15 protein-coding genes are annotated in these 20,715 nt (G+C 54.1%); 8 read left to right on the top strand and 7 right to left on the bottom strand.

Annotated elements, in window-relative coordinates; genetic code table 11:
• The first annotated feature begins 7 nt into the window (after positions 1-7).
• Genes RKA07_RS11775 through RKA07_RS11800 form a run of 6 tightly spaced genes read left to right on the top strand, consistent with a single transcriptional unit; the run spans position 8 to position 12,226 of the window.
• Positions 8-3,535 carry a hypothetical protein gene (locus RKA07_RS11775; RefSeq protein ID WP_200371849.1) on the top strand — a complete coding sequence of 1,176 codons (3,528 nt, stop codon included), beginning with the start codon at positions 8-10 and terminating at the stop codon, positions 3,533-3,535.
• 6 nt (positions 3,536-3,541) lie between these two features.
• Positions 3,542-5,068 (top strand): hypothetical protein, encoded by a 1,527-nt coding sequence (locus tag RKA07_RS11780; protein WP_200371850.1) that lies wholly within the window; start codon positions 3,542-3,544, stop codon positions 5,066-5,068.
• Entirely contained in the window at positions 5,065-5,655 is a 591-nt protein-coding gene (locus tag RKA07_RS11785; protein ID WP_200371851.1) for a Pvc16 family protein, read from the top strand. The genes RKA07_RS11780 and RKA07_RS11785 overlap by 4 nt, the downstream gene beginning before the upstream one ends.
• A gap of 21 nt (positions 5,656-5,676) precedes the next feature.
• A complete protein-coding gene (locus RKA07_RS11790; RefSeq protein WP_200205034.1) occupies positions 5,677-6,354 on the top strand; it encodes a carboxypeptidase-like regulatory domain-containing protein in 678 nt (225 codons plus the stop codon).
• 13 nt (positions 6,355-6,367) lie between these two features.
• Positions 6,368-8,476, top strand: a complete 2,109-nt coding sequence (locus RKA07_RS11795) for an ATP-binding protein (protein WP_200371852.1) — start codon at positions 6,368-6,370, stop codon at positions 8,474-8,476.
• 9 nt (positions 8,477-8,485) lie between these two features.
• On the top strand, positions 8,486-12,226 hold the full coding sequence (locus tag RKA07_RS11800) for a DNA/RNA non-specific endonuclease (protein WP_200371853.1): 3,741 nt from the start codon (positions 8,486-8,488) through the stop codon (positions 12,224-12,226).
• A gap of 310 nt (positions 12,227-12,536) precedes the next feature.
• On the opposite strand, the gene RKA07_RS11805 is transcribed toward RKA07_RS11800, so the two are convergent.
• Complete coding sequence (locus RKA07_RS11805; protein ID WP_200371854.1) at positions 12,537-14,267, bottom strand: sensor domain-containing protein; 1,731 nt, start codon at positions 14,265-14,267, stop codon at positions 12,537-12,539.
• Positions 14,268-14,515: 248 nt separating this feature from the next.
• Between RKA07_RS11805 and RKA07_RS11810 the strand changes: the two genes are divergently transcribed.
• Complete coding sequence (locus RKA07_RS11810) at positions 14,516-15,349, top strand: hypothetical protein (protein ID WP_200371855.1); 834 nt, start codon at positions 14,516-14,518, stop codon at positions 15,347-15,349.
• A gap of 17 nt (positions 15,350-15,366) precedes the next feature.
• Positions 15,367-15,912, top strand: coding sequence for a hypothetical protein (locus tag RKA07_RS11815; RefSeq protein WP_200371856.1), 546 nt, complete (start codon positions 15,367-15,369; stop codon positions 15,910-15,912).
• A 74-nt stretch (positions 15,913-15,986) separates the two neighbouring features.
• Here RKA07_RS11815 and RKA07_RS11820 read toward each other — a convergent pair whose 3' ends face one another.
• The 6 genes from RKA07_RS11820 to RKA07_RS11845 all read right to left on the bottom strand — a co-directional run bounded on the left by RKA07_RS11820 (position 15,987) and on the right by RKA07_RS11845 (position 20,707).
• Entirely contained in the window at positions 15,987-16,262 is a 276-nt protein-coding gene (locus RKA07_RS11820) for a DUF6172 family protein (RefSeq protein ID WP_200371857.1), read from the bottom strand.
• Between the two features lie 105 nt (positions 16,263-16,367).
• Positions 16,368-18,077, bottom strand: coding sequence for a protein adenylyltransferase SelO (locus RKA07_RS11825; RefSeq protein WP_227715027.1), 1,710 nt, complete (start codon positions 18,075-18,077; stop codon positions 16,368-16,370).
• A 3-nt stretch (positions 18,078-18,080) separates the two neighbouring features.
• Positions 18,081-18,434, bottom strand: coding sequence for a YkgJ family cysteine cluster protein (locus tag RKA07_RS11830; RefSeq protein WP_200371858.1), 354 nt, complete (start codon positions 18,432-18,434; stop codon positions 18,081-18,083).
• 129 nt (positions 18,435-18,563) lie between these two features.
• Positions 18,564-19,310, bottom strand: a complete 747-nt coding sequence (locus RKA07_RS11835; RefSeq protein WP_310966398.1) for an ArnT family glycosyltransferase — start codon at positions 19,308-19,310, stop codon at positions 18,564-18,566.
• The gene (locus tag RKA07_RS11840) at positions 19,294-20,334 is read right to left on the bottom strand and encodes a glycosyltransferase family 2 protein (protein ID WP_310966187.1); all 1,041 of its coding nucleotides are present in this window, start codon (positions 20,332-20,334) and stop codon (positions 19,294-19,296) included. The genes RKA07_RS11835 and RKA07_RS11840 overlap by 17 nt, the downstream gene beginning before the upstream one ends.
• A complete protein-coding gene (locus RKA07_RS11845; RefSeq protein WP_310966190.1) occupies positions 20,318-20,707 on the bottom strand; it encodes a GtrA family protein in 390 nt (129 codons plus the stop codon). Before RKA07_RS11845 ends, RKA07_RS11840 begins: the two co-directional genes overlap by 17 nt.
• Between the last annotated feature and the right edge of the window lie 8 nt (positions 20,708-20,715).

Consider the following 20,715-nt stretch of genomic DNA (forward strand, 5'->3'; position numbering starts at 1 on the left):
TGCCACCATGACACTGATCACCCTGAATCGCCCTGTTCGCAGTGACCACAGGCTGGAACGAATTCACATGTTCCCCGGCCGGCACCTTGGGGAACAGGAGCTTGACCGCCAGCAAGCATGGGCAGACGCTCGGTTATCCCAGTTGCTTGTGCACTGCCACCCCGGAATCGTTAATGGTCTTACCCTGGCCGATGAATCGTTGGATAGCCTGACCATTACGCCCGGCCTTGCTGTGGCGGGGAACGGTAAAACCATTCACCTTTACTCTGAACTGAAAACCAGTTGGCAGGCGCTGATCGACCAATATCTGGAGCCTCTGGCAACGGGCGATGCAACCGGGGTGTATTACCTTACCTTGAGCCAGTCACTGCGACATGTAGACAGCCCGCAGGTTGAGCCGTGCCAGCGTTCGGAGTTTGATCCTACCCGTGATGCCCAGCTAATCACCGTGACCACCCTCGCCCTGCGCCGGCTTGCTATCAAGGGCATTTCAGCCCGGGACCAACCACGCTCGCTGATCGAAAACAGGGTAGCAAGTACCGGTGTAACAGCCGCCCTTCTGCACGAACATCCAGACTCGATTCCACTGGCAGTTGTATGCATCGATCCAGGGGCAAGTGAAGAATCACCAGTGCGCTGGGTGTCGCCCGCCACAGGCCGATACCGAGCAATCCCGAACAGCGGTTACCGCGTACTTCTGGAACAGACCAGCACAGCCATAAACCGTGCAATGGAACGCTTTGCAGCCCGTGAGCTGGCGGAATCGGACGATCAGCATGCATTCCTGAGAGAGAACCTGGCTCTGGATTACCTGCCTTCAGCCGGCCAGTTTCCTGTTAGTTGGTTGCGTAATCCGAACACGGGGGAGGCAAAGCTCGACTGGCTTCCAGCACACTTGGCTGTAGATATGGTACCGGTGCCGGAAGCCCGAATACCGGATTTGATCCTCCGCAACCTTCCTGGTCCGCCCATCAGCCTGCACACACCCCGAGGGGAACGGCTAAGATTATTGCTGGCTTTAAAGGCTGCCGATTACCGGCCCGACTTACTGGACATTCCGCCCACTGACAAACGCCTGGAAGATGATCTGTTCCGCTATCACATGCACGCCCACAAAGCCTGGATGCATTGGAAATCCCAGTTCTATCGGCTGTACTACATTGTGATTTTGCCCAGCCACCAGCCGTCAGGTGACACCAGCGAGGAGGAGGGGGAATTGGAGCCTATCATCCACGACCCCTCCAAGCTCGGCGACCTGGGCTTGCCCAAGCCCGATGGTCCACCAGTAGCACCCAAATTATTTTTCACAGAACTCAGAAACAACGCCAAAGGTAGCCCGGAAGCTCCCGTCTACCCATATGATCAATTCGGACAAGAAGGTCCAGACGGACCTGAGGATTACAAGGCATGGCTTGGCCACGAAGGCGACAGTGAAAACCAGTCCCCTGAGCCCGCGAAGCCGAAAGACGATGGGCTCGTGGTTCGCTATGCCGCCTTGTTGGTGGATATCGAAGAAACGCGCAATCAGATTCGCGACTTAACCAGCCGGGGTGGGCGCCTGCGGGACTTTTTGCTGCTGCAACGACAGCAACTGGATGTTCAGTCTGCCTCCATGTCTGCTTTGGCAAACGGCGTGGCGCCTGGCGACAACGCAACGAAGGGGAAAGGCACCTTGCAGTATAGCTACGCTCTGACCCCTGATACCTACAGCCTCGCCACCACTGCTCAGAACACCCAACGAATCACTCAACAAATAAAAAAGTATCAGCAAAGTGGTGCGTTCAAAAATGCCTCTATGGAGCTACTTGAAAGAAGCGCAGTAAAACAAGCAACGGCCCAAAAAGACAGGTTGCTCCGCAAGAATCCAGATAACACCTCAACCTTTGAAATTATGGCACAGACCCACGGCCAACCATTGGCTCCGCTGGCGGGTGCCATACCTGTGGTGAAACAGGCATTCCCGTCATCTGTCTCCGGGTTCACGGTAATGGAAGATGCCAGCCCGGCTACGGCTCAGTATCAGAAAAATCACGCCAAATTACTGGAACTGAGCACTCTTGCCCATCAGCAGCTGGCAAAGGGGGATGCCAACAGTATCTATAAGCTGCTCAAAGCCGACAAACTCATCGACCCGGGAAAACTGGACCTGAACAAAGACGATGTTAAAGACATCATAAAAGACCAGTACGATGCTCTGCTGGATGCGGGCAAGGCATTAACCGGTTGGATAAAAGGTACGGAATCCCGTTTCAACAATCTGGAGCGACGGCGGGAGGCAAAAATAAGCCAACTCACCCGCATGGAAGCTGAAGCGAAGAAACTTTCAGCCAGCATACGCATTGCCCGCGAACAACTGGACAATCTGTCTCAAACACTGGATGAATGCAAAGGGGATTACAGCGTTGCCCAGCAACTGTTAATGGAGGACTGGGAACGGGTTCAGGCTCGAAATGAGGAGCGTACCCGCATACTGACCACTGGTATACGCGGGCTCTATTATGTTCGTGTTCGCAGCGCCGAGACCTCTCTGCCTCCGGCCGACCCTCTGCAACTCCGCTTCAGACAGGGCAACGACAAGATGCCTGCCTGCAATCCGGAGAACCTGTTGGAGCTACCCGAGACTCTTGCCGGCTTTATGGATGCGGTGACGGAAATTCCCCTTGCAGACTGGGGAGCACTGAAGCATTTGATCCCCCAGATACAGCCAGGCTGGAAGATGTCTTTTGCTGACCGGTTCCGGAAGGTTCGGTTTGATAGCAAACGGCAAAACACTAAAAGAGGCAATCTGCCTGCAATTCTTGAATCCCGAATGGGATCCTTGCGCATGAGCAATCAGGCTCTGCTCATCAACTGGTCGCAAGGTTTTATACCCGCCAAGTCCAACAGCCTTCGGCAAGAGCAGAAAGAGACCGCAAAAATACTGGCACTGGATGATGTTAGCAACATCCAGTCCGGCGCTCTGCGAAAAGCAGCAGAGACGCTACGCGATGACCTGGAACTGGCACAGCGCTGCCTGTTACAGCACCTGCGAGGGCTTTCCGGTTCCTTGCGTCTGACCTGGGGACAGTTGGCAGAAGACGACCGTCTGCCGGCAGCAGATGTAAACCGCTGGCCGGGCCTTGAGCGTGCAGAGCAGGAAGATTTCAACCGGGTAAGGACCCTCTCCGAGCTGGTCGACTGGTGGTTCCGGCAACTGACCGATGAGCCATCGCCGAACAGTCGACAGGCCATGGAAAACATGATCCGCGCAACGCTGATTGTGGCTTCTTTGGGAGATCCCGAAGACATTATTCGAGGCGCGGTGACCGCACCACCGCGACTTGTTCGTCTCGGTGAACGGCTCAAGGTACGCCTGAACCGGGCTCCCCTGCCCGGCATGGAACTCCAGCTACTGGATGAAATGCAAAGGGTGACAGCTATATTGACTGTGGAAGATCAGGTTGCGGACAGCACCGAAGTCCGAATCTCCCGGGTCCTGCAGAAAGATATCCATATCAGCACCCGGTCCAAGGTTACCGGCAAGGTGCGGAGGTAACAGGGCATGAGCTTGCACCAGCAACCCGACACCACTCATATCCACAGACTGACAGTGCGTGGGCCCCGGGGTACCCTAAGCAGTTTGCAGTCCCGTTTGCAAGCTGGTAACTGGCCTGCACCATCGGATGGTAGTTGGGTGCTGGTTCGTGAGGTTCATGCTACAGCAAGCACCAATTATCTCGCTGACGAATTAATGGAACGCACTCAGCGACTGATCAACAAGGGTGACCCTTCGGATGTGGTGCGGTTCCCCTGTTTGGCGGCATTGCTTGCAGCTCTGATTGGAGATATATGCAAAGGCTTGGCGCAAGACCGCTGGTACTGGCAGCGCTGGTCCCGATTCTGGCAAATGGCCCCAGGTGACGCAGCTCAGAGAATGATACAAGAACATCCGCAGCAACTAGCCGCAATCTGTCACCAGCTGGCAGTTGAAGGCAACCTTTTGACACTCTGGCAGAAGCTCAGCCCGGCGAACGCCCTGGAAATTTTTTATTCTTTCGCCCATGAGCTGAACGTATCCCCTAACCGCTTCAGCAAAATAATCTCGACGGCGACGACTGGCGAATTTGAACTAAAGATATCGTCAGCCGGGGGGAAACGATGGCAATCTGTATTCGCCACCTGGCCCCATACCGACAGTCGAGCCAGACTTGCGGCATTGATACTGGCTTCGGAATATACAAGCCTGGCCTTACAAACCGCCCCGAATGAAACCCTGGATGAAATTCTGCGGCGATGGGTTCCGATTAGCACCAGCACAAAAGCTCCTGTATCTGAACCAAACCACGAAAATCGCGCCTTTCGTCCAGCTGTTGCAACCCCAAACCGGAATACCGACGCGCCGGAGCAATCTATAAACGTCGATCATGAGCACTCAACCCCCAAGCTGAAAAGATCCGCAACCGTTTTTCTGCACCCCGCGGAACCACTTGCAAACCCTGCGGGCCGGATCATCGATGGAGAGGCCAAAAACCTATCAGTTCACCATAGCGACATACCAGCCTCAGTTGCTGAACAGAATTCAAGCCAGGGTATAGAGACCAACAGAGTGTATACCAAGATGGGCGGTGTGCTTTATCTGCTCAATGTACTTAACCGCCCGCCCATACAAGCTCTGATTGAGAAAGCATGGCAAATAGCTCCTAACGGCTGGTACTGGCTCTATCAACTTGGATGCGAGCTTGATCTGGACTCCGGCGACGCACTTTGCGAATTTCTGGCCGAGCGCCTGGGTCTCGATACGGTAACTGCTCTGGGGGCATTGCCCCCTCTTCCTTACAGGGAAGAAATCCTGTCACTCACAGCGCAATGGTTAAGCCCGGAAGACCTATGGGTTCCGTCCTTAATCCGGGCCCCGGCAGAGTTCAGCTATACCCCCGGGCATTTTGATCTGTATCTGGACAACAGTCAGGTACGCCTGGAGCTTCGGCTGGCGGGACTGGACTTCAATCCCGGATGGCTACCCTGGCTGGGGACAGTAGTGACCTTCCATTTTGACGATTTTCCGCACCTGCAGGGAGCAGTAAATTGAGCAACTACACCATTATTGAGCGGGTCAGCAAAGAAATACGCCAACAAATTTTCGTTGCACTGAGCGAGGCCCCAGGTACCCAATTTTCGGTAACCGGTGCCGCCAGCAATATTGTCTTCGCAGCGCCGGGAGAAAATCTCAACAACCAGGTGGTTGTATGCCTTTACCTTTACAACATCAGCCAGCAACAAAGACAGCGCAACCCCATGCCACTGCGCTCCGGAGCAGGCGAGGAAAAGTTCCCACCACTGCCTGTGCAGCTAAGGTATCTGATGCTGCCGGTAGATAACGAAATCAACAATCAGTTGATGGTGGGCCGTATTCTCCAGCACTTTCACGACCACCCGGTGCTGAAATCGGTTGGCGGCGAACCGCTGGATAGCAGTTTTGGCCGGGAGCAGGATCAGATACGGGTCATACCCGAAGATATTCCAATGGAGCAAATTACGCAGCTTTGGAATGCCTTCAATCAGCCCATGCGACTGGCCTCCTTTCTGCGGGTAGACGGCGTGGCAATCGACTCGCATCGCAGTCCACAGCAGTATGGGCCCGTTCGCGAAACTTACACTGTGCTGGGCCAAAAATAGCCCGGAACAAAGGATGGAGCAATGAGCAACACCCAAGTGATCGTCTCGCAAGCCATCATCAGCGGCCGCATACGTAACCTGATAAGTGGGCAAGCTGTGCCCCAGGGCCTCATGGTTAAGCTTTGGTACCGCCCTGTTCCGGAAGGCGCCGCCAGCCCCGCCGATTACAAACTGTCCAGGCTATATCTCAAATTGACTGCAGATGGGTATTTCTGTTTCTCCGCCAGCGGAGGCTCGGTATTCGGAGGTCGATCCCCAGCGCCTGATATGCAATTCCGGTTGGACATAAACGCCCCTGGATTCCAGCCCCTTAGCCACAGCTTCGAGCTGGGCTCTGAGCAATTGACCAGCATGCGTTCAACCCTTGAACTGGCAGGAGCAGAAGAGGAAGTAACGCGGGTCGCAGGCCCCTTTGAGGATCTGGATGTACAAATCTCACCCTTGCCTCTTCGGCTTGCCGGCCAGGTGCTTAAGGACGGCGACCCGGACACACCCCTGGCCCATGCCAGCGTAACCGTGTCTGCGCCAGAACCAAGGCCGACTGTGACTACCGACGAGCGGGGGTTCTTCATCATCGATAATCTTCCCCTGGCAGGAGAAGTCACAGTGACTCTGAGCGACGGCAACAATGATGTGAACCAAACCCTGGTTCTTGATTACCAGCGACCGGTGAACAGTCACCGTTTCACGTTCCAGTAAACCGGGAACCACCATGACGCAACACGAGCAGTTGGCCGGCTACCAGAATGATCTGGACTACCTCACGGACGTTCTGGAACTTATCACCCTGCAGATGGAGCAGGCTGTTGCCCAATTTCGAGCAGTAAGGGGTGACCACAACCGTGAAGGTTTTCTTGGCCTGTTTCTTAACGATGAAGACATCAACCGCACGCTGACACAACTCAAAACTGTAGAAAGGCCACCAGCAACTCCGCAAAGCATTCGCCACTTGCGCCAGAACATCATTCTCAAAACCCGAGCCACCGCGCGAAAGCTGCCTCCCCAGGCACTTGCCGAATCTCTTGGCCTTGGGCAGCAGGAATCAGACCTGGTCCTTTACCTGCTGGCCGGCGAGACCGACCCTCGTTTCAATCGTGTATGGGCATTCCTGCAGGACGATGTTCAGCGACGTTATTTAACACCCGGGCTAGTAGCACACCTTTCTGATCTCCCCCAATCCAACCACACGGCAGTGAATATTCGAGCCATGCTGTCTGCTGAGGCGCCACTGCTCGAACACAAAGTCATTTCCATGGGGGAGCCAAACCGGCCACTCCTTGAACGCCCCCTTAAACTGGATGACCGCATTGTCGACTTTTTATTGGGCCGCGATACTGTCGACCGGGAGTTGTCGGGATTATTAGAGGTTTTACCCTATCCCCAGCCCCGTGTTCGCCCGCCACTGCCTGAGGCTCTGCACTCGGTGATTCGTCACCTTAAAAGCAGTCAGCCCATGCCACCTTTACACTTAACCGGCGAGCCGGGCCAGGATCATGAGCTTTGGCTGGCACGCAAACGCGGTCAGAACTTACTGCGGTTGCGAACAGCGGAATTGGCAAGAAACCCGGACTGGCGCGAAAAGCTCATTTACCTTCGGCGCGAGCAACTGCTACGGGGTAGTCTTTTAAGCGTGCCAACGGCTGAACAGCTTTCTGGCGAACAGCAGTCGAGCCTGTTGCAAACCATTTCCGATAACCTTGTGCTGCAAACGGAAAATCCCGGTGCGTTTCCGGCAATTTCATCAGCAGTAGAAATAGCCCTTCCTTCAGCTACCCCCGGCATTCGCGAGCTGGCTTGGCAACAGCACCTTCCCGATTACTGGGTGGCACACCAGTATGACGGGATGATTCGAGATCTTGCCCTGACATACCGGCTGACACCTGCCCGTATTGCAGATGTTAGCCAACGGTTAGGCAATTCCCTCAGACTCGACCCCACTATGGGTGCCTTGGATCTCAAAGCAATGTGCAAAGCTGCAGCTGCAGAAACCATGTCCAGTGGTGCCCAGCGCATGAAGTGCGGGCAGACCTGGGAACAACTGGTACTGCCTTCTGCAAGCAAGAAACTACTTGAAGAATTGATTCTCCGGGCAAGCTATCAGCAGCAGGTATTGCAGAATTGGGGTATGGAGCAACTATTTGATCAGCAGCCCGGGTTAAGCGCTCTGTTTGTAGGTCCCTCAGGGACAGGGAAAACTCTTGCGGCGGGCGTGATTGCCCGATCGCTGGGGCTTGAGCTTTTCCGTATCGACCTGGCCACGGTAGTCAGCAAATACATCGGCGAAACCGAAAAAAACCTTCAGAGAATTTTTGACAATGCTACCCGAGCCGATGTGGTGCTCTTCTTTGATGAGGCGGATGCCTTGTTCGGCAAACGCTCCGAAGTGAAAGACGCCCACGATCGCTATGCCAATATCGAAACCAGCTATTTGCTGCAAAAAATCGAGGCCCATACCGGAGTGTGCATACTCGCCTCAAACCTGGCGCAGAACATTGATGAAGCATTCATGCGACGCATACAGGTAGTGGTGGATTTCCCCCTACCCGGGCCGAAGGAGCGGGAGACAATATGGCGGCAACTGCTCACAACCTCAGCCCCAACAAGAGAGAATCTGGATCTGCCTTTTCTGGGTCATCAGTTCGAGCTTACCGGAGCCAACATCAAAAGCATTCTGTTGCTGGCCGGCTGTTATGCAGCTGGAGAACAGCAGCCTATAGGTATGGACCACCTGGTTCAGGCCATTGCAAGGGAATACAGCAAACTGGGCAAGCCCCTGACCAAGACCCTGTTCGGCCCTTACTACAGTCGATTAAGGCAATGAGACCAAACCATGAGCCAGCCTCCTACTACAGTCAACACTCAGGTGCAGCGCCCTACCCCAGGCACTCATACTCAAACGGTGCCTGCGGCCCAGCAACCACAGAGTGCAGAGCAAGGTGCCAGCAATGCCGCGGTTACTGGCCTGATGGAAGATGGCAGTTTTATGGTTGGGCTGGGGCGCGGCATCCGCATCAGTGCCGACACCATTGAGGGCGAGAACCAGCTAAGTGCTGATCTAACCACCCTGAACTTGGGTATTCCGGGATTGCACCTACAAGCATTCAGGTACAACAGCCGCCGTAACAGTGGGCAGCTGGAGGCCAAACTTTCAGTTCCTTTCATGGAATCCGGCAGAGCAACACTGGCACTCGACAACAGCGGCCTCGCAAGCCTCAGAGGTGAAATCACCGCCGCTGCCCAGTTACCTGCGCTGAACAACCCCACACTGACACTATCCCTGGATGAAAACCGTGAATTGTCTGCCGCTGTGGACATTTCGGGAGCAAGTCTGGTTCCGGCGCGCATGAGAAATCTCTCTGTCACTGGCAGCGGCCGGATTGAACTGACCCAAGGAAAGCTCAACGGCAATCTTAACTTTGATCTGGAATATGAAGGCTTGGGCTCCGGCCAGGTCAATATGCGTTTTACCGAAAGCGGTCGTTTGGCCGGTGGCGGCCATGCACTAGTCACCCAGCCACTGCTAGCCGGTATTCGGGCAGAGCTTGGTATTGATGAAGCAGGTGATCTGGCCGGCAGCGTATCGCTGCCGGCATCGCGGCTGGAGCCCCCCATACCTGGCCTTTCTATTGCAGAGGGCACCGTTACTTTGGCCTACCGAAACCAGCAGCTTTCCGGCGACATCGCGGGGGTAAACCTCCGTTACCGTGAATTGGGTGATGCCACCCTGAACGGAAGGTTCAACGGCGATCATGCGGAGGGTAGTGGCGAATTTAATGTGGCTATTCCCGGCCTTTCTCAAGCTACTGGTAGCATCGGGTTCAACAACCAGGGCAGATTTCATGGTGGGTTTCAGCTTGCTGCAAATGATTTTCCCGAGGGCCTGCCCATTGAGTCCAGCGAAATTGCCGGAAGCCTCAATGAATCCGGGGAATTAAGCTTCAGTGGCAAGGCTGTTATTACCCTGGCAAGCGTAGGCCGGGGCGAATTTTCTGCCGCCTATGAAAACGGAAGCACACGAATCTCTGCGAACGTAGAACTTACCGACCTGCCCGGGCTGGAATCCGCTACTGTTCTGATCTCTCTCAGTAATGGCCAACTGGAAGGCGAAGCTGACATAGAGGTAGACAGCGAAGCACTACCTGGTATTGGCACGCGCCTGCATATCACTTACCGCGAAGGCCTTTGGTCTGCGGAACAGCAGGTCGATTTCAGCGTGGACAATAACCGGTTGCATGGAACCGTAACTCTCGGGGTTGCTCAGGATGAAGATGGAAGCCTCAATGTGCACGGTGGAGGCGACGTAACTGCAAAGATTGCCCCAAACCTTGAAGGTACCCTGGCCCTTACCATAAACCCGGAAGGAACCATCGATACCCGTGGTGAGATTCGCGTACCGGATCCCGTTGAACTATTTCCTGAAAAGCGGCTGGAAAAAGAGCTGTTCAGTCACAGCCAGAATATTCCCCTGTGGGCGATACTGGTTGCAGTTATCCGTATACGCGCAGGAATGAGAGCCGGCATAGGCCCTGGTGAGCTGCGCAACATAGTCGTTGCGGGTGAATACACTATCGGCGAAGAAGAGCTTCCATCCTTCTCGGTAACCGGCGAGCTTTATATCCCGGCATTTGCGGAAGCCTACTTGGGAATTGGTGCAGGCCTGGGGCTGGATGTCGTCCTGGGCTCCCTCACTGGTGGGATCGAGGGCATGGCCACTGCTGGTATTTATGGAGCCATTTCCGTAGTTCCAGAGTTGGCCTATGAGAATGGTGATTACATGATTAACGGCACCGCCACCCTCGCCGGTGCCGCTAAATTCAAACTGGGTCTCAATGCCTGGGCGGAAATCGAGGCCCTATGGGTTACTGTATGGGAGAACGAATGGGAGCTGGCGGAATGGGTCTGGGATTTAGGGCCAACCCTGGCCTTGCAAGCCAGGCTCAGTTACAACTTCTCTAACCCCGAACCCCCGAGCCTGGAAGTGGAAACCGGCGATATACCAAATGCCGATCAATTGATTCAGGATGCCATGCCCAAGGATGGCCCGCCCTCCTCTGGCGCTCGGGACGCCATGAGAAATCGCGCAGAATGGAGTGGTCCTGCCCGGCAGCCCGGCAGCGACAGTGAGCTACCTGACCAGCTTGCAAACCAGGCCGAGGGCTCACCCAGACTCCCCGGCCGCCCCTCCGCGCGCGGTGGTGGCCGACCTAGTGAGGACCAACACCGGGAGCAGCAAGCCCTGACTCAGCGCGAGTTACAGGGACAGACCGAGCAAGCTAACCCGGAAAGTGAGCAGACAGCCAGCAGCGAGAACTCAGTTGCGGAGACAGAGACACCTCCCCAACAGCGAACCCGGCATCCCGCCTCGCCGAACCTTGCCAGCCTGGATGAGCCCCCAGTGCCTATGCCAAGAACAACCGCGCAGCAGCACGAGGATCTGCAGGCGGCCAGTAAAGTATTGAAGCTAGCGTTCCGGCAGGCGGAGGATTCAGAAGATCTTAAAACCCGCTACTTTGCAAAAATTCGCCAACGTTACCAGCTAAACCGGATCCGCTTTGTTGAAAAAGGTGATAACACGGCTGTGGAGCTGGCAATCAACCCCGAGTTGGATGTTCTGGAAACAATTGAGGCAACCGGGCTGGGCCTGGGAGGCAAGCAAACCCGGATAAGGTACGGAACAGAGTCGGTGATGGGGCACACCGTGGGCGTACTAATGGAAGCTGAGCTGGGACCGGACCACCCTTCCGGCAGTGATGCCAATGGTATCCACTCGCTTATGAACAAACTTACCACAACCCCCACGAATCTGGCTGGCGATCGACGCTACATACGCGGACATCTCCTGAATGGGCAGCTCGGAGGCGAAGGCTCAGACATGAACCTGTTTCCGATCACCCACCAGGCCAATATGGCGCACCGTGATCAGATTGAAAACAAAGTAAAAGACTGGGTCAATATAAAGCGCTACTGGGTAAATTACCGAGTGAGCCTGGAAACTCTTGGCGATCCTGTTCTTAGCCACCCGCAAGAGAACAAAACACTCAATTTTATCAACTGCCACATGATCTGCGAAGCAGCAATTATTACCCTGGACAACAAACAGGTTAATAAGGTCGAAACCACGATAATTTCCAGGTACACACTGCCGGCTGAAAGCGACCGGGAAAATCCGAACTCCATGGCCAATGTCGAAGCAAATACGGATTATTTCGAGGCATCTCCTTCAGACAGAAATGTTGCCGACCGCAGGAATGTAATCCAGGCAAGACAAATTGACGGTGACGCTACTATTAATGAACAAACCGGCAGCCGCACCTATAGGCGCAATGCGCTAATCAGCTCGGCTATTGCCGGTGCCCGTGCACGGGGCTCCAGTAAGGATAAGGTCAAGGAGGCTGCGATGGTGAGTGGCATTGGAGATGAAAGGGCAAGAGTTTTGTTAAAGATTTATTGGGAACCCGGCCCTGATGTTCTCACCGGGCTTACCACGGCGGAAAAAAGTGCACTCACCACCATAGACAGACTTGCTGGAAATATTATTGAAAGAATTAAAGCCCTGGGCAACGAATCCTGATAAGCCTGCCTACCCGGCAAACAGTTTACGTACTGCCAAGACATGCTATATTCAAAGATGCAATGCTGCGGTGCGCGACGACTGGAGGGCAGCAACACGCTGATCCCGTTCCCTTAGTCGGTCGGTGAAGAGGCAAACCAAGCGATCCCGGGCAGAAGGTTACGCAAACTCAGGGTCTATTCGGGCGTCATGCGCTAATCAGTCACTAAGACTGGGCAATTGACTCTCTCGGAAAAGCTCTATAGAGAATGCTGGCTCGAAGCTCACATGGGTTCTGCGCCTCACAGGTAAATTCATCGGCTGACAACGGTTAACACTGTCGACGACTCAAGCGGTTGGCCGGTGGATGATCCACCGGCCTGCTATCGTCCCCTCTCAGGCTTACTGCCAATGCCACAGTCAGCCCCTTGCGTTTGGCCTCAAACATAGCTGCGTCGCTGGCTTCCATCAGGGATTTTTGGGTTTGTCCATGCTCTGGGTACAGGGCTATTCCGATACTTACACCAACGCTGATGATGTGTCCGTGCACATCCAGAGGCTCAGTGATGGCTTTAGCAATACGCTCAGCCACTGCGCAATACTCGCTCTCTTGTTCCAGGCCAACAACAATCCCGAAGAACTCATCGCCACCGATGCGTGCAATGGTATCCATAGAGCGCACGATGCTCGATATTTTCTGGGCAATCACCTGAAGAACTATGTCACCCACTGCATGACCATAACGATCATTGATCGGTTTGAACCTGTCCAGATCAAGGTACATGCAGGCAAACGTCGTTCCTTGGCGAATGGAGGTATTCAAAGCAACCTTAAATCGGTCGCTCAGGAGAAGCCGGTTAGGCAATTTGGTAAGTGAATCATTGCCTGCATAAAACCGTAGCGTTTCGTCTTTTATGCTGCGTTCGGAAAAATCGCTCAAAATTAGTGTAAAATGAGCGGCTGCATTTTCCGTTTTATTCACTTTCGTTATCGCAGCCCACGTAGCCTGAATGCCACCTTCTGCGTCCCGCAGCCATAACTCTCCGCGCCAGTTTCCATCCGCTTCCAATGCTGGCCAGATAGTCGACGCAAACAAATCTTCGGAACGGCTATCCAGGGAAATCTCATCAAGACGCCGGCCAACCCAAGCGGCCCTGTTATTCCGAATAATGCGCAAGAATGATTCGTTTACGTCTTTAATCACGCCATTGGCATCGGCAATAACAATTGCCTCGCCACTGAATCGATAGACCGTAGACCATCGCCTTAACTGATTCTCCCGCTCTATTTGCTCAGTAACGTCGTTGAATGAAACAACCACCTTGGCCCGCCCAGGCTCTTCACAACCTTCAGAGTGGACTGATCGTGAATTGATGGAAATCCAGCGGTATGAGTTCCATTGGGAATTATGAACACCCATCAACACTTTGCTGCATGCCTCTCCCGAACGCAGAGTAATCGACGCAGGATGCGCCTCTGGAGGAAATGGAGTCCCGTCGGGGTGTATTGATTGCCAGTGCGGATCTCTAGGCGCCCTGCCCGCTAGCTCATCTGTGCTCATGCCAAGGATGTCGGCTGCCCGTGGGTTGTGCGCGATGATTCGGCCTGCTTCGTCATGGACAACAACCCCTTCTTCCAGGCTATCCATAGCAACCCGATATAGGGCCTCACTCTTGGCCAGTTCGTGCTCAAGACTGACCTGCTCTGTGACGTCTCTGGATATCGTCTGAAGCTCCAGAACTTCACCTTTGTCATTCTCGATTGGCTGGGTTAGCGTTTCGAACCAGATGTACTTTCCCGAAGCGTGGCGGATGCGATAACGGATCCGGATATTTCCTTCCCCGGTTACCGCGGGCTGATGGGTTTTACTTCGGATAAGTGTCTTGTCGTCCGGGTGGAACAGGTCATAAGGGTTTGTTCCGACAAGCTCCTCTGGGTCGTAGCCGAGAATCCTTTTTACGGATGGGCTGACCCATACATAAAGCCCATCCAATGAATGGAGCGCCACGAAATCACTCATGTTCTGAGCTACACGCTCGTAGACACTGTCGGTTAGGAGCATTGGTAAGTGCGGCCGAAGTTGTTGACTCAACGTTTCAATCTTTCGTGGGAATTTACCCTACTACAGGAGGGAATACTAATGACTGACGTTAGCCGCTCATGTTGCCATTTGTTCCTGGTGTCTCCAAGGTGCACTTGTTCATGACTTTTCTTGCGAATGGGTGGGGCTATACTAAATTAATAGTAAGTACATTCACTTGTTGGTCAGGCCGTGCTGCCACTCCACGGAACGTTCAGAGGCCTGAATTTATGACAATTAAAAAACTGCTGCCAATCACCTTTGCATTCGTTGCAATCGGCACTGCCCTTGCTTCAACACCGGCATACTCGGCCACACTTGATGCCAGAACCACCCCTCCTGACCGTGGAATGCTTCAACTCGGTGCATTGTTCGTTTTTGATTCGGACACAACCTTTTCTGCTAGCGGCTCCAACTTGGGGCTTGGCACGACGATCGACTTTGAGGAAGACCTGGATGGCGACTCCGCAATAACCACCCCAACCCTGGAGTTTTATTACCGGTTCACAGACCACCACAGAATCGAGTTGGGAGCGTTCCAGTTGGAGCGCAAAGGCAGCCAGGTATTGAACAGAAGCTTCACGTTCAAGGATCGAACATTTTCGACGAGCAACCAGGTGGACAGTCGAATTCAAAACAACATTTACAAGCTGGCGTATGGATATAGTTTCTACCACTTGGACAAAGTTGAGCTGGCAATATCTGCAGGGCTCACCGTGTTGGACTATGAGGTCGAACTGGTATCCGCTGTCGGGGGAATCACAGAAGCTGCATCGACGACGGCCCCCATGCCCGTCTTCGGGTTTAGAATGGACTATTCGGTTACACCACGCCTGACCGCCAGATTCCGTACTGACAGTTTCTACTTCGACTTTGAAGACAAGGTTCGTGGTTCACTACTCGATATCCAGGTAGGCTTGGAATATCGCGCACTTGATAGCTTTGCACTTGGTGCTTCGCTATCGCGTCTTGCTATCGCTGTTGATGTGAACGACACAAAGTTCAAAGGCCGGGTAGATGATCTTTATCGCGGTGCCCGGTTATACGGCGCATTCTTCTTCTAAAACCAGAGAGACCAACAATGCACAAGCGTCTTGCACTCTTCAGGGCCCTGCTCGTCTGTAGCGTCGGCACACTTTCACTAACAGGTTGTGCGGTGGGCGGCTCACCCAAGCTTGGTGTTGATGATGCCTGTGCCAGCCTTAAGGCCATAGCGGCGGATTACGAGAACGGATTCGACAAGTTTAAAGGCTCCGGATCCAACTACCGTTCTTTCAAGCTATACAGTGCCAAGGTGGAGCTGGTTAAAGGGCATTGCGAAATTTGGGAGTGGGCGGGTGGTGAATTAGCCTACTCCTGCTCGGCAACCACGCCACAAAGTGAAGTGGCCGAACAGCGTTATTCTGCAACAAAGAACTTCGTTCAGGCATGTGTGGGTAACAGCTGGAAACAAAAAGAAGTAGAGCGGGAGCAAGACGGAAGTCCCCTGGGGCCCGCGACCATCTTTACCTCACCTTCTGTACCGGGGCTTATTATATCTGTACAGAACAACGTACCCCCCAAAGCCCACCGACAGCTTCAGAGCAACGTTCTTTACATTGGAAGTAAGGGAAAGCACCCAATGTAGAGCGCTTTCGAGTAACTGCAAAGCCGCCTGATAAAAGGCGGTTTTGCGTTGCTACGGGAGGCTACTGACTAACTTTAGCGTGCCATCGGCTTTGGCGTGATTTCCACATAAACTGTCATAATTCTATTTTCAACAAGATCGTCGATGCGGCTTGTGAGAGACGAAAGCTCCACCTCAACTGCCGTTTCTTCTGATTGACCAAACTTGCAATCGAAACCCCAGTATTTCACGCCTTCTGGCAGGGGCTTTTTACGTTCATTCTTCAAAAACTTTTTGATGTCGTGCTTGATAGAATCGACAAGGCGCGGCACTTTAATTTTAGGATGGTCTAGCTTAAAGGTCTTTTTCATTGGAATCCTGCTGGAATGGGCAGCCACTGCGAATGCTGGCTTGGTTCAATGGCGCGCAGTGTAAAGGCTATGGTGAGTTTCTACCAACAATAGCAGATCCGGATATTAAGATGAGCAGCTGTAATGGGAAGCGCCGCCAATGCCGAAGAGTTCCAGAGGTTTCAACCGGTAGTACTTATCTTCAACGTATTGCGTTTGCTCGGCGTATGGCTGCGTCATCACCTCCTGCAGTTCTCGGAGCAGCCTGTAATCTCCCTTTGCCGCCTGCTGGTACGCCGGCACCAGATGCCACTCCCGCAGGCTGTATTTCGGGTTAACACGCTTCATCTCGCGGGAAATCTCTTCTCCAGAGCGCACAGAGGCTGTGCTTTTCGAAGTGTTGCTACCCAGCAGCGCTTGCCACTGGCCAAGCCACGCAGCCCAACGTTGGTCCAGGCTTTCTGATTCCGCCTGGTAAGCCGGGCTTTTATAAAAACTCTTTTGCAGCGGGCCTATATCATTCGGCAGCTCTGAAAGCTCACGGAAAAATAGCGTGTAATCCACTGGTGTTTGCGCCATCAGTACAGCCAAGCCGCGAAACAACTCCGGGTTAAATTTATCCAGCCCAAGCTTGGCTGCCCACATCTTTTCCATCTCGGTCTGCATAACTCCGGCAAAGCCCTCTCTGATTTCGTCGAGTTGTTGCAGGCATTGCGGGTGCGCAGCCAACAATGGGCGCAAGGCCACGCAAAACATGTGGAAATTAGCCTCGGCGGCCATTGGCTGGTTCAAAAATGAGTAGTGCTCTCCCCCGCCCGTCCAGGGCTGAAAACGTGGATTGAAAGCATCGCAGAAGCCGAAGGGGCCGTAGTCCAGAGTATAGCCGCCGGCAGCACAGTTATCGCTATTGAAGTTGCCCTGGCAGAAGCCGACCCGAATCCAATTCGCCACCAATGACGTGAGCCGACTGCGAAATTCCTGTGCCAGCGCCACAACCTTATCAGGCGTTGTCAGGGTATGCTCAATTACTGCATGGTATTCACGTGCAATCAGGTGCAACACAATCTGCTCGAGTTCTTCCAGGGCTTTCGGGTGTTCATTTTTTCGGGCTCGACGCCCGAACAACTCGAGTTGGCCGACACGAATAAATGATGGTGCCACCCGGGTTGTGATCGCCACTGGGTCTGATACCAACATATCCGGATCCCGTGCCCGTGAGCCTTCAGAATACCAAGGCCGCCTGACTTTCTCCGTTTTCGACACGTACAAGCTTAATGATCGTGACGTGGGAACGCCGAGCGCATGCATATGCTCCTGTGCGAGAAATTCCCGAACACTGGAACGTAAAACGGCCCGGCCATCGCCGCCACGACAGTAGGGTGTGCGGCCACCGCCTTTTAACTGCATTTCCCAGCGTTGACCGCTGATCACCGCCTCCAAAACCGAGATGGCACGGCCGTCGCCGTATCCGTTACCGGTCTGAAACGGGCACTGTTGAACATACTCGGTGCCATATATAGACAAGGCGTAGCCGCAAGCCCACCCCGTTTTGTGCATGGGCGCTGGAACAAACGACAGGTCGCCTGAAAACACACGCATAAAGTCAGCAGACTGCGCCAGTTCGTCGGCAAGACCTAGCTCGCGAAACAGAGTGAAACTGTGGGCCACGTATTCGGGACTTTCTATGGGCGTCGGAGCAACCGGAACATAGTGGCCACTGAAGACTTGTCTTGGCTCGTGATCCTGCCCGTCCGGGTTCGCCTCCGGGTCGCAGTTCATCGTGTCCATCAGCGAAAAATCAGCGAGTTTTGCCAGTTCATTGAGGGTTGTGAGCATAGCTTAAACCAGCACCTGCCGTGTTGTAGCAATATAGTGATGCACCTGCCGCTCGGTTTCCGGATCAACCATGTTTTCCGGGCGACGTTCGCGGGGGCATGGCATGCGGGGTGTTGTGCCAAACAGCCGACATATCAGCGGGCGCTCCTCGTACACAGTGCATCCATCTGGCCCCAGGTGTACGCAATTGAACTCCTTCAATGCCGCTTCATGTTCTGCAGCTGATTTAACGGGCAGGCGGGAGATTTCTTCTGAAGACGTTGTCACCGGGCCACAGCAGTCGTGGCATCCCTTCACGCATTCAAACGTTGGAATACGCTCGCGCAGTCGCGCGATGATGTCTCGATTACGATACATTGATGATCACCGTTTGGCTCTCTGCCACTTGTCGTATGTAGGTATGCCCTAAGATACAATGCCCGGCTGCCACTTTACCAATCCGGGAAATTTGTATTTCATACCTGAACCCACACCTGCAACGGTGATTCATTCTCGCCGGAACGTCGTTCTGATCATATTCTCCCTGGCCAATGCGATCGGCCCCTGGTTGGGTGGCATGGCCATCAATGCGGGGCAGACCAGAGCGGCCGTCATCAGGATGCCTCGCCACCAAGGCAGTCGCTGCAGGTTATTCGCCGCTTCCCGCCACGAAAGGCATAACCAAAGTACGATAGGAATTCCGATCAGAACGATGGCCAACGGCCCTTTGGACAGGAGCCCGATCACCATTCCAAGAAAGAAAATCCATCGCCACAGACCTCCCTCTCCTGCCATCACCAAACAGAAGCTGACGAGAGTAAGGGTTGTACCCAATGCCAGGAAGGCATCTGTCATAACGGCGCCAGCACTGATGTAAGTGAGCGCCATGGTTGCGAAAACCAGGCAACTCCATTGAGCAACCTGCACACTCCAGATTTGCCGCGCCAGTCGCCAAACAAGCCACACCATAGCGACCGTTGCCAGCCAGGCCGGAAACCTCAGCGAAAACTCCGAAACACCAAAAACCTTGATGGCCGCCGCCTGCGTCCAGAACGACAAGGGCGGTTTACCCCAAAAAGGTACGCCGGGCTCGAACCACGGCGTAATCCAGTCACCGGTTTCCGCCATCAGGCGGGCAATTTCCGCGTAACGCGGCTCGGTGGTATCGGCAAAAGGGAAAAGTGCCATGCCTATAAAGCGACTAACCAGCACAGCAACCAGGATCAGCAGCCAAACATTAAACCGCTTTGACATGTCGCACCCTCGTTGTTTTACGATGCGCCTGTTGGCGTGTACCACTCAGGTTTTCGATCACCTCATCTGTCAGGTACACCGGGCGCTGCTTTGATTCCATGTAAGTCTTGCCGACGTATTCGCCCACAATGCCCACACTCATAAGCTGAATACCGCCGAGAAAGCTGATGATGGCCACCAGCGAGGGGTAACCGCTGGTAGCATCACCCAGCATCAATGCCTTGACCACAATCCACGCCCCGAATACCGCACCCATGCTGGCGGCAATTAGCCCGATCAAAGTGGCCCAGCGCAAGGGCGATATAGAAAACGACGTCAGTCCTTCCAGTGCTAACCCGACCAGCCCGGGGTAATCCCATTTCGTTTCGCCGGCCGCTCGGGGTTCACGATCGTATTGGATGACTTGGGTCGGCATACCAATCCAGGCAAATAAGCCTTTCATATAACGGTTGCGCTCTTTCAGACCCAACAGCGCATTAACGGCTTTGCGGCTCATCAACCGAAAGTCACCGGTATCCACCGGGATATTTGTCCGGCTGGTCCGGTTCAGCAGTCTGTAGAAAAGATGCGCGCTCCAGCGTTTGAACGCGGTTTCGCCAGCCCGTGAGCGCCGCTGCATCAGAACAACGTCAACACCCGACTGCCAGCTTTCGACCATGGCCGGAATTTGCTCAGGCGGATCTTGCAGGTCTGCATCCAACACAATCACCGCATCGCCGTTGGCGTGCTCCAGTCCTGCAGTCATTGCAGCCTCTTTGCCGAAATTACGACTCAGTTTGACCAGTCGGACGCCGGACGTTCGGTCAATAACGCTGCGGATGTATTGGGCACTGCCATCATCACTGCCGTCATCAATCAGCACGATTTCCCAGTGCAGGTCCAGGGTGGCAAGCACCGGTAGAACCCGCTCAAAGAAAAGGGGCAGCATCGGGCGCTCGTTGTACAGCGGCACCACCAGCGATAACAGCGGCTTGCCAAACGGGTCATCCAAAGGTACGACGGGGAACTCAACGCGTTTGTTCATGGAAAACCAGCCTCTGGTAGACGATGTAATTCAGTGCAGCGACAAGCCCTGTGGTCACGATTTGTGACAAGGTGACGGGAAGTCCCAATACGTTATTGAGTAGAAAAAAGAAGGCGAGATTGCAGAACCAGGCGCCAAGACAGGAGACGATATAGCGCCACAACGTGACCCTGTGAGGGCCGGCATTGCGAAATGCCAGGCGCCGCTGGAGGCCGTAATTTAGCAGCGCACCAGACACGCTTCCGCTAACGGTTGCCAGCACTGGTTCAAGCCCGGCAGCGATCAATGCTGCCATTACAAACCAGTGGAGCAACGTAGAAAGGCCGCCGGCCGCTACAAATCCCTGAAGTTGGCGCGATAGGAGTGTGCTCATGACAATAA

Origin of the sequence: Marinobacter xiaoshiensis, from assembly GCF_031631795.1 — a bacterium.
Lineage (GTDB): Bacteria > Pseudomonadota > Gammaproteobacteria > Pseudomonadales > Oleiphilaceae > Marinobacter > Marinobacter xiaoshiensis.

Bases quoted from the DNA above. Each gene is read 5' to 3' on its own strand.
- RKA07_RS11775 (WP_200371849.1), top strand. From the start codon at position 8: ATGACACTGATCACCCTGAATCGCCCTGTTCGCAGTGACCACAGGCTG.
- RKA07_RS11780 (WP_200371850.1), top strand. From the start codon at position 3,542: ATGAGCTTGCACCAGCAACCCGACACCACTCATATCCACAGACTGACA.
- RKA07_RS11790 (WP_200205034.1), top strand. From the start codon at position 5,677: ATGAGCAACACCCAAGTGATCGTCTCGCAAGCCATCATCAGCGGCCGC.
- RKA07_RS11795 (WP_200371852.1), top strand. From the start codon at position 6,368: ATGACGCAACACGAGCAGTTGGCCGGCTACCAGAATGATCTGGACTAC.
- RKA07_RS11800 (WP_200371853.1), top strand. From the start codon at position 8,486: ATGAGCCAGCCTCCTACTACAGTCAACACTCAGGTGCAGCGCCCTACC.
- RKA07_RS11805 (WP_200371854.1), bottom strand. From the start codon at position 14,267: ATGCTCCTAACCGACAGTGTCTACGAGCGTGTAGCTCAGAACATGAGT.
- RKA07_RS11810 (WP_200371855.1), top strand. From the start codon at position 14,516: ATGACAATTAAAAAACTGCTGCCAATCACCTTTGCATTCGTTGCAATC.
- RKA07_RS11815 (WP_200371856.1), top strand. From the start codon at position 15,367: ATGCACAAGCGTCTTGCACTCTTCAGGGCCCTGCTCGTCTGTAGCGTC.
- RKA07_RS11820 (WP_200371857.1), bottom strand. From the start codon at position 16,262: ATGAAAAAGACCTTTAAGCTAGACCATCCTAAAATTAAAGTGCCGCGC.
- RKA07_RS11825 (WP_227715027.1), bottom strand. From the start codon at position 18,077: ATGCTCACAACCCTCAATGAACTGGCAAAACTCGCTGATTTTTCGCTG.
- RKA07_RS11830 (WP_200371858.1), bottom strand. From the start codon at position 18,434: ATGTATCGTAATCGAGACATCATCGCGCGACTGCGCGAGCGTATTCCA.
- RKA07_RS11835 (WP_310966398.1), bottom strand. From the start codon at position 19,310: ATGTCAAAGCGGTTTAATGTTTGGCTGCTGATCCTGGTTGCTGTGCTG.
- RKA07_RS11840 (WP_310966187.1), bottom strand. From the start codon at position 20,334: ATGAACAAACGCGTTGAGTTCCCCGTCGTACCTTTGGATGACCCGTTT.
- RKA07_RS11845 (WP_310966190.1), bottom strand. From the start codon at position 20,707: ATGAGCACACTCCTATCGCGCCAACTTCAGGGATTTGTAGCGGCCGGC.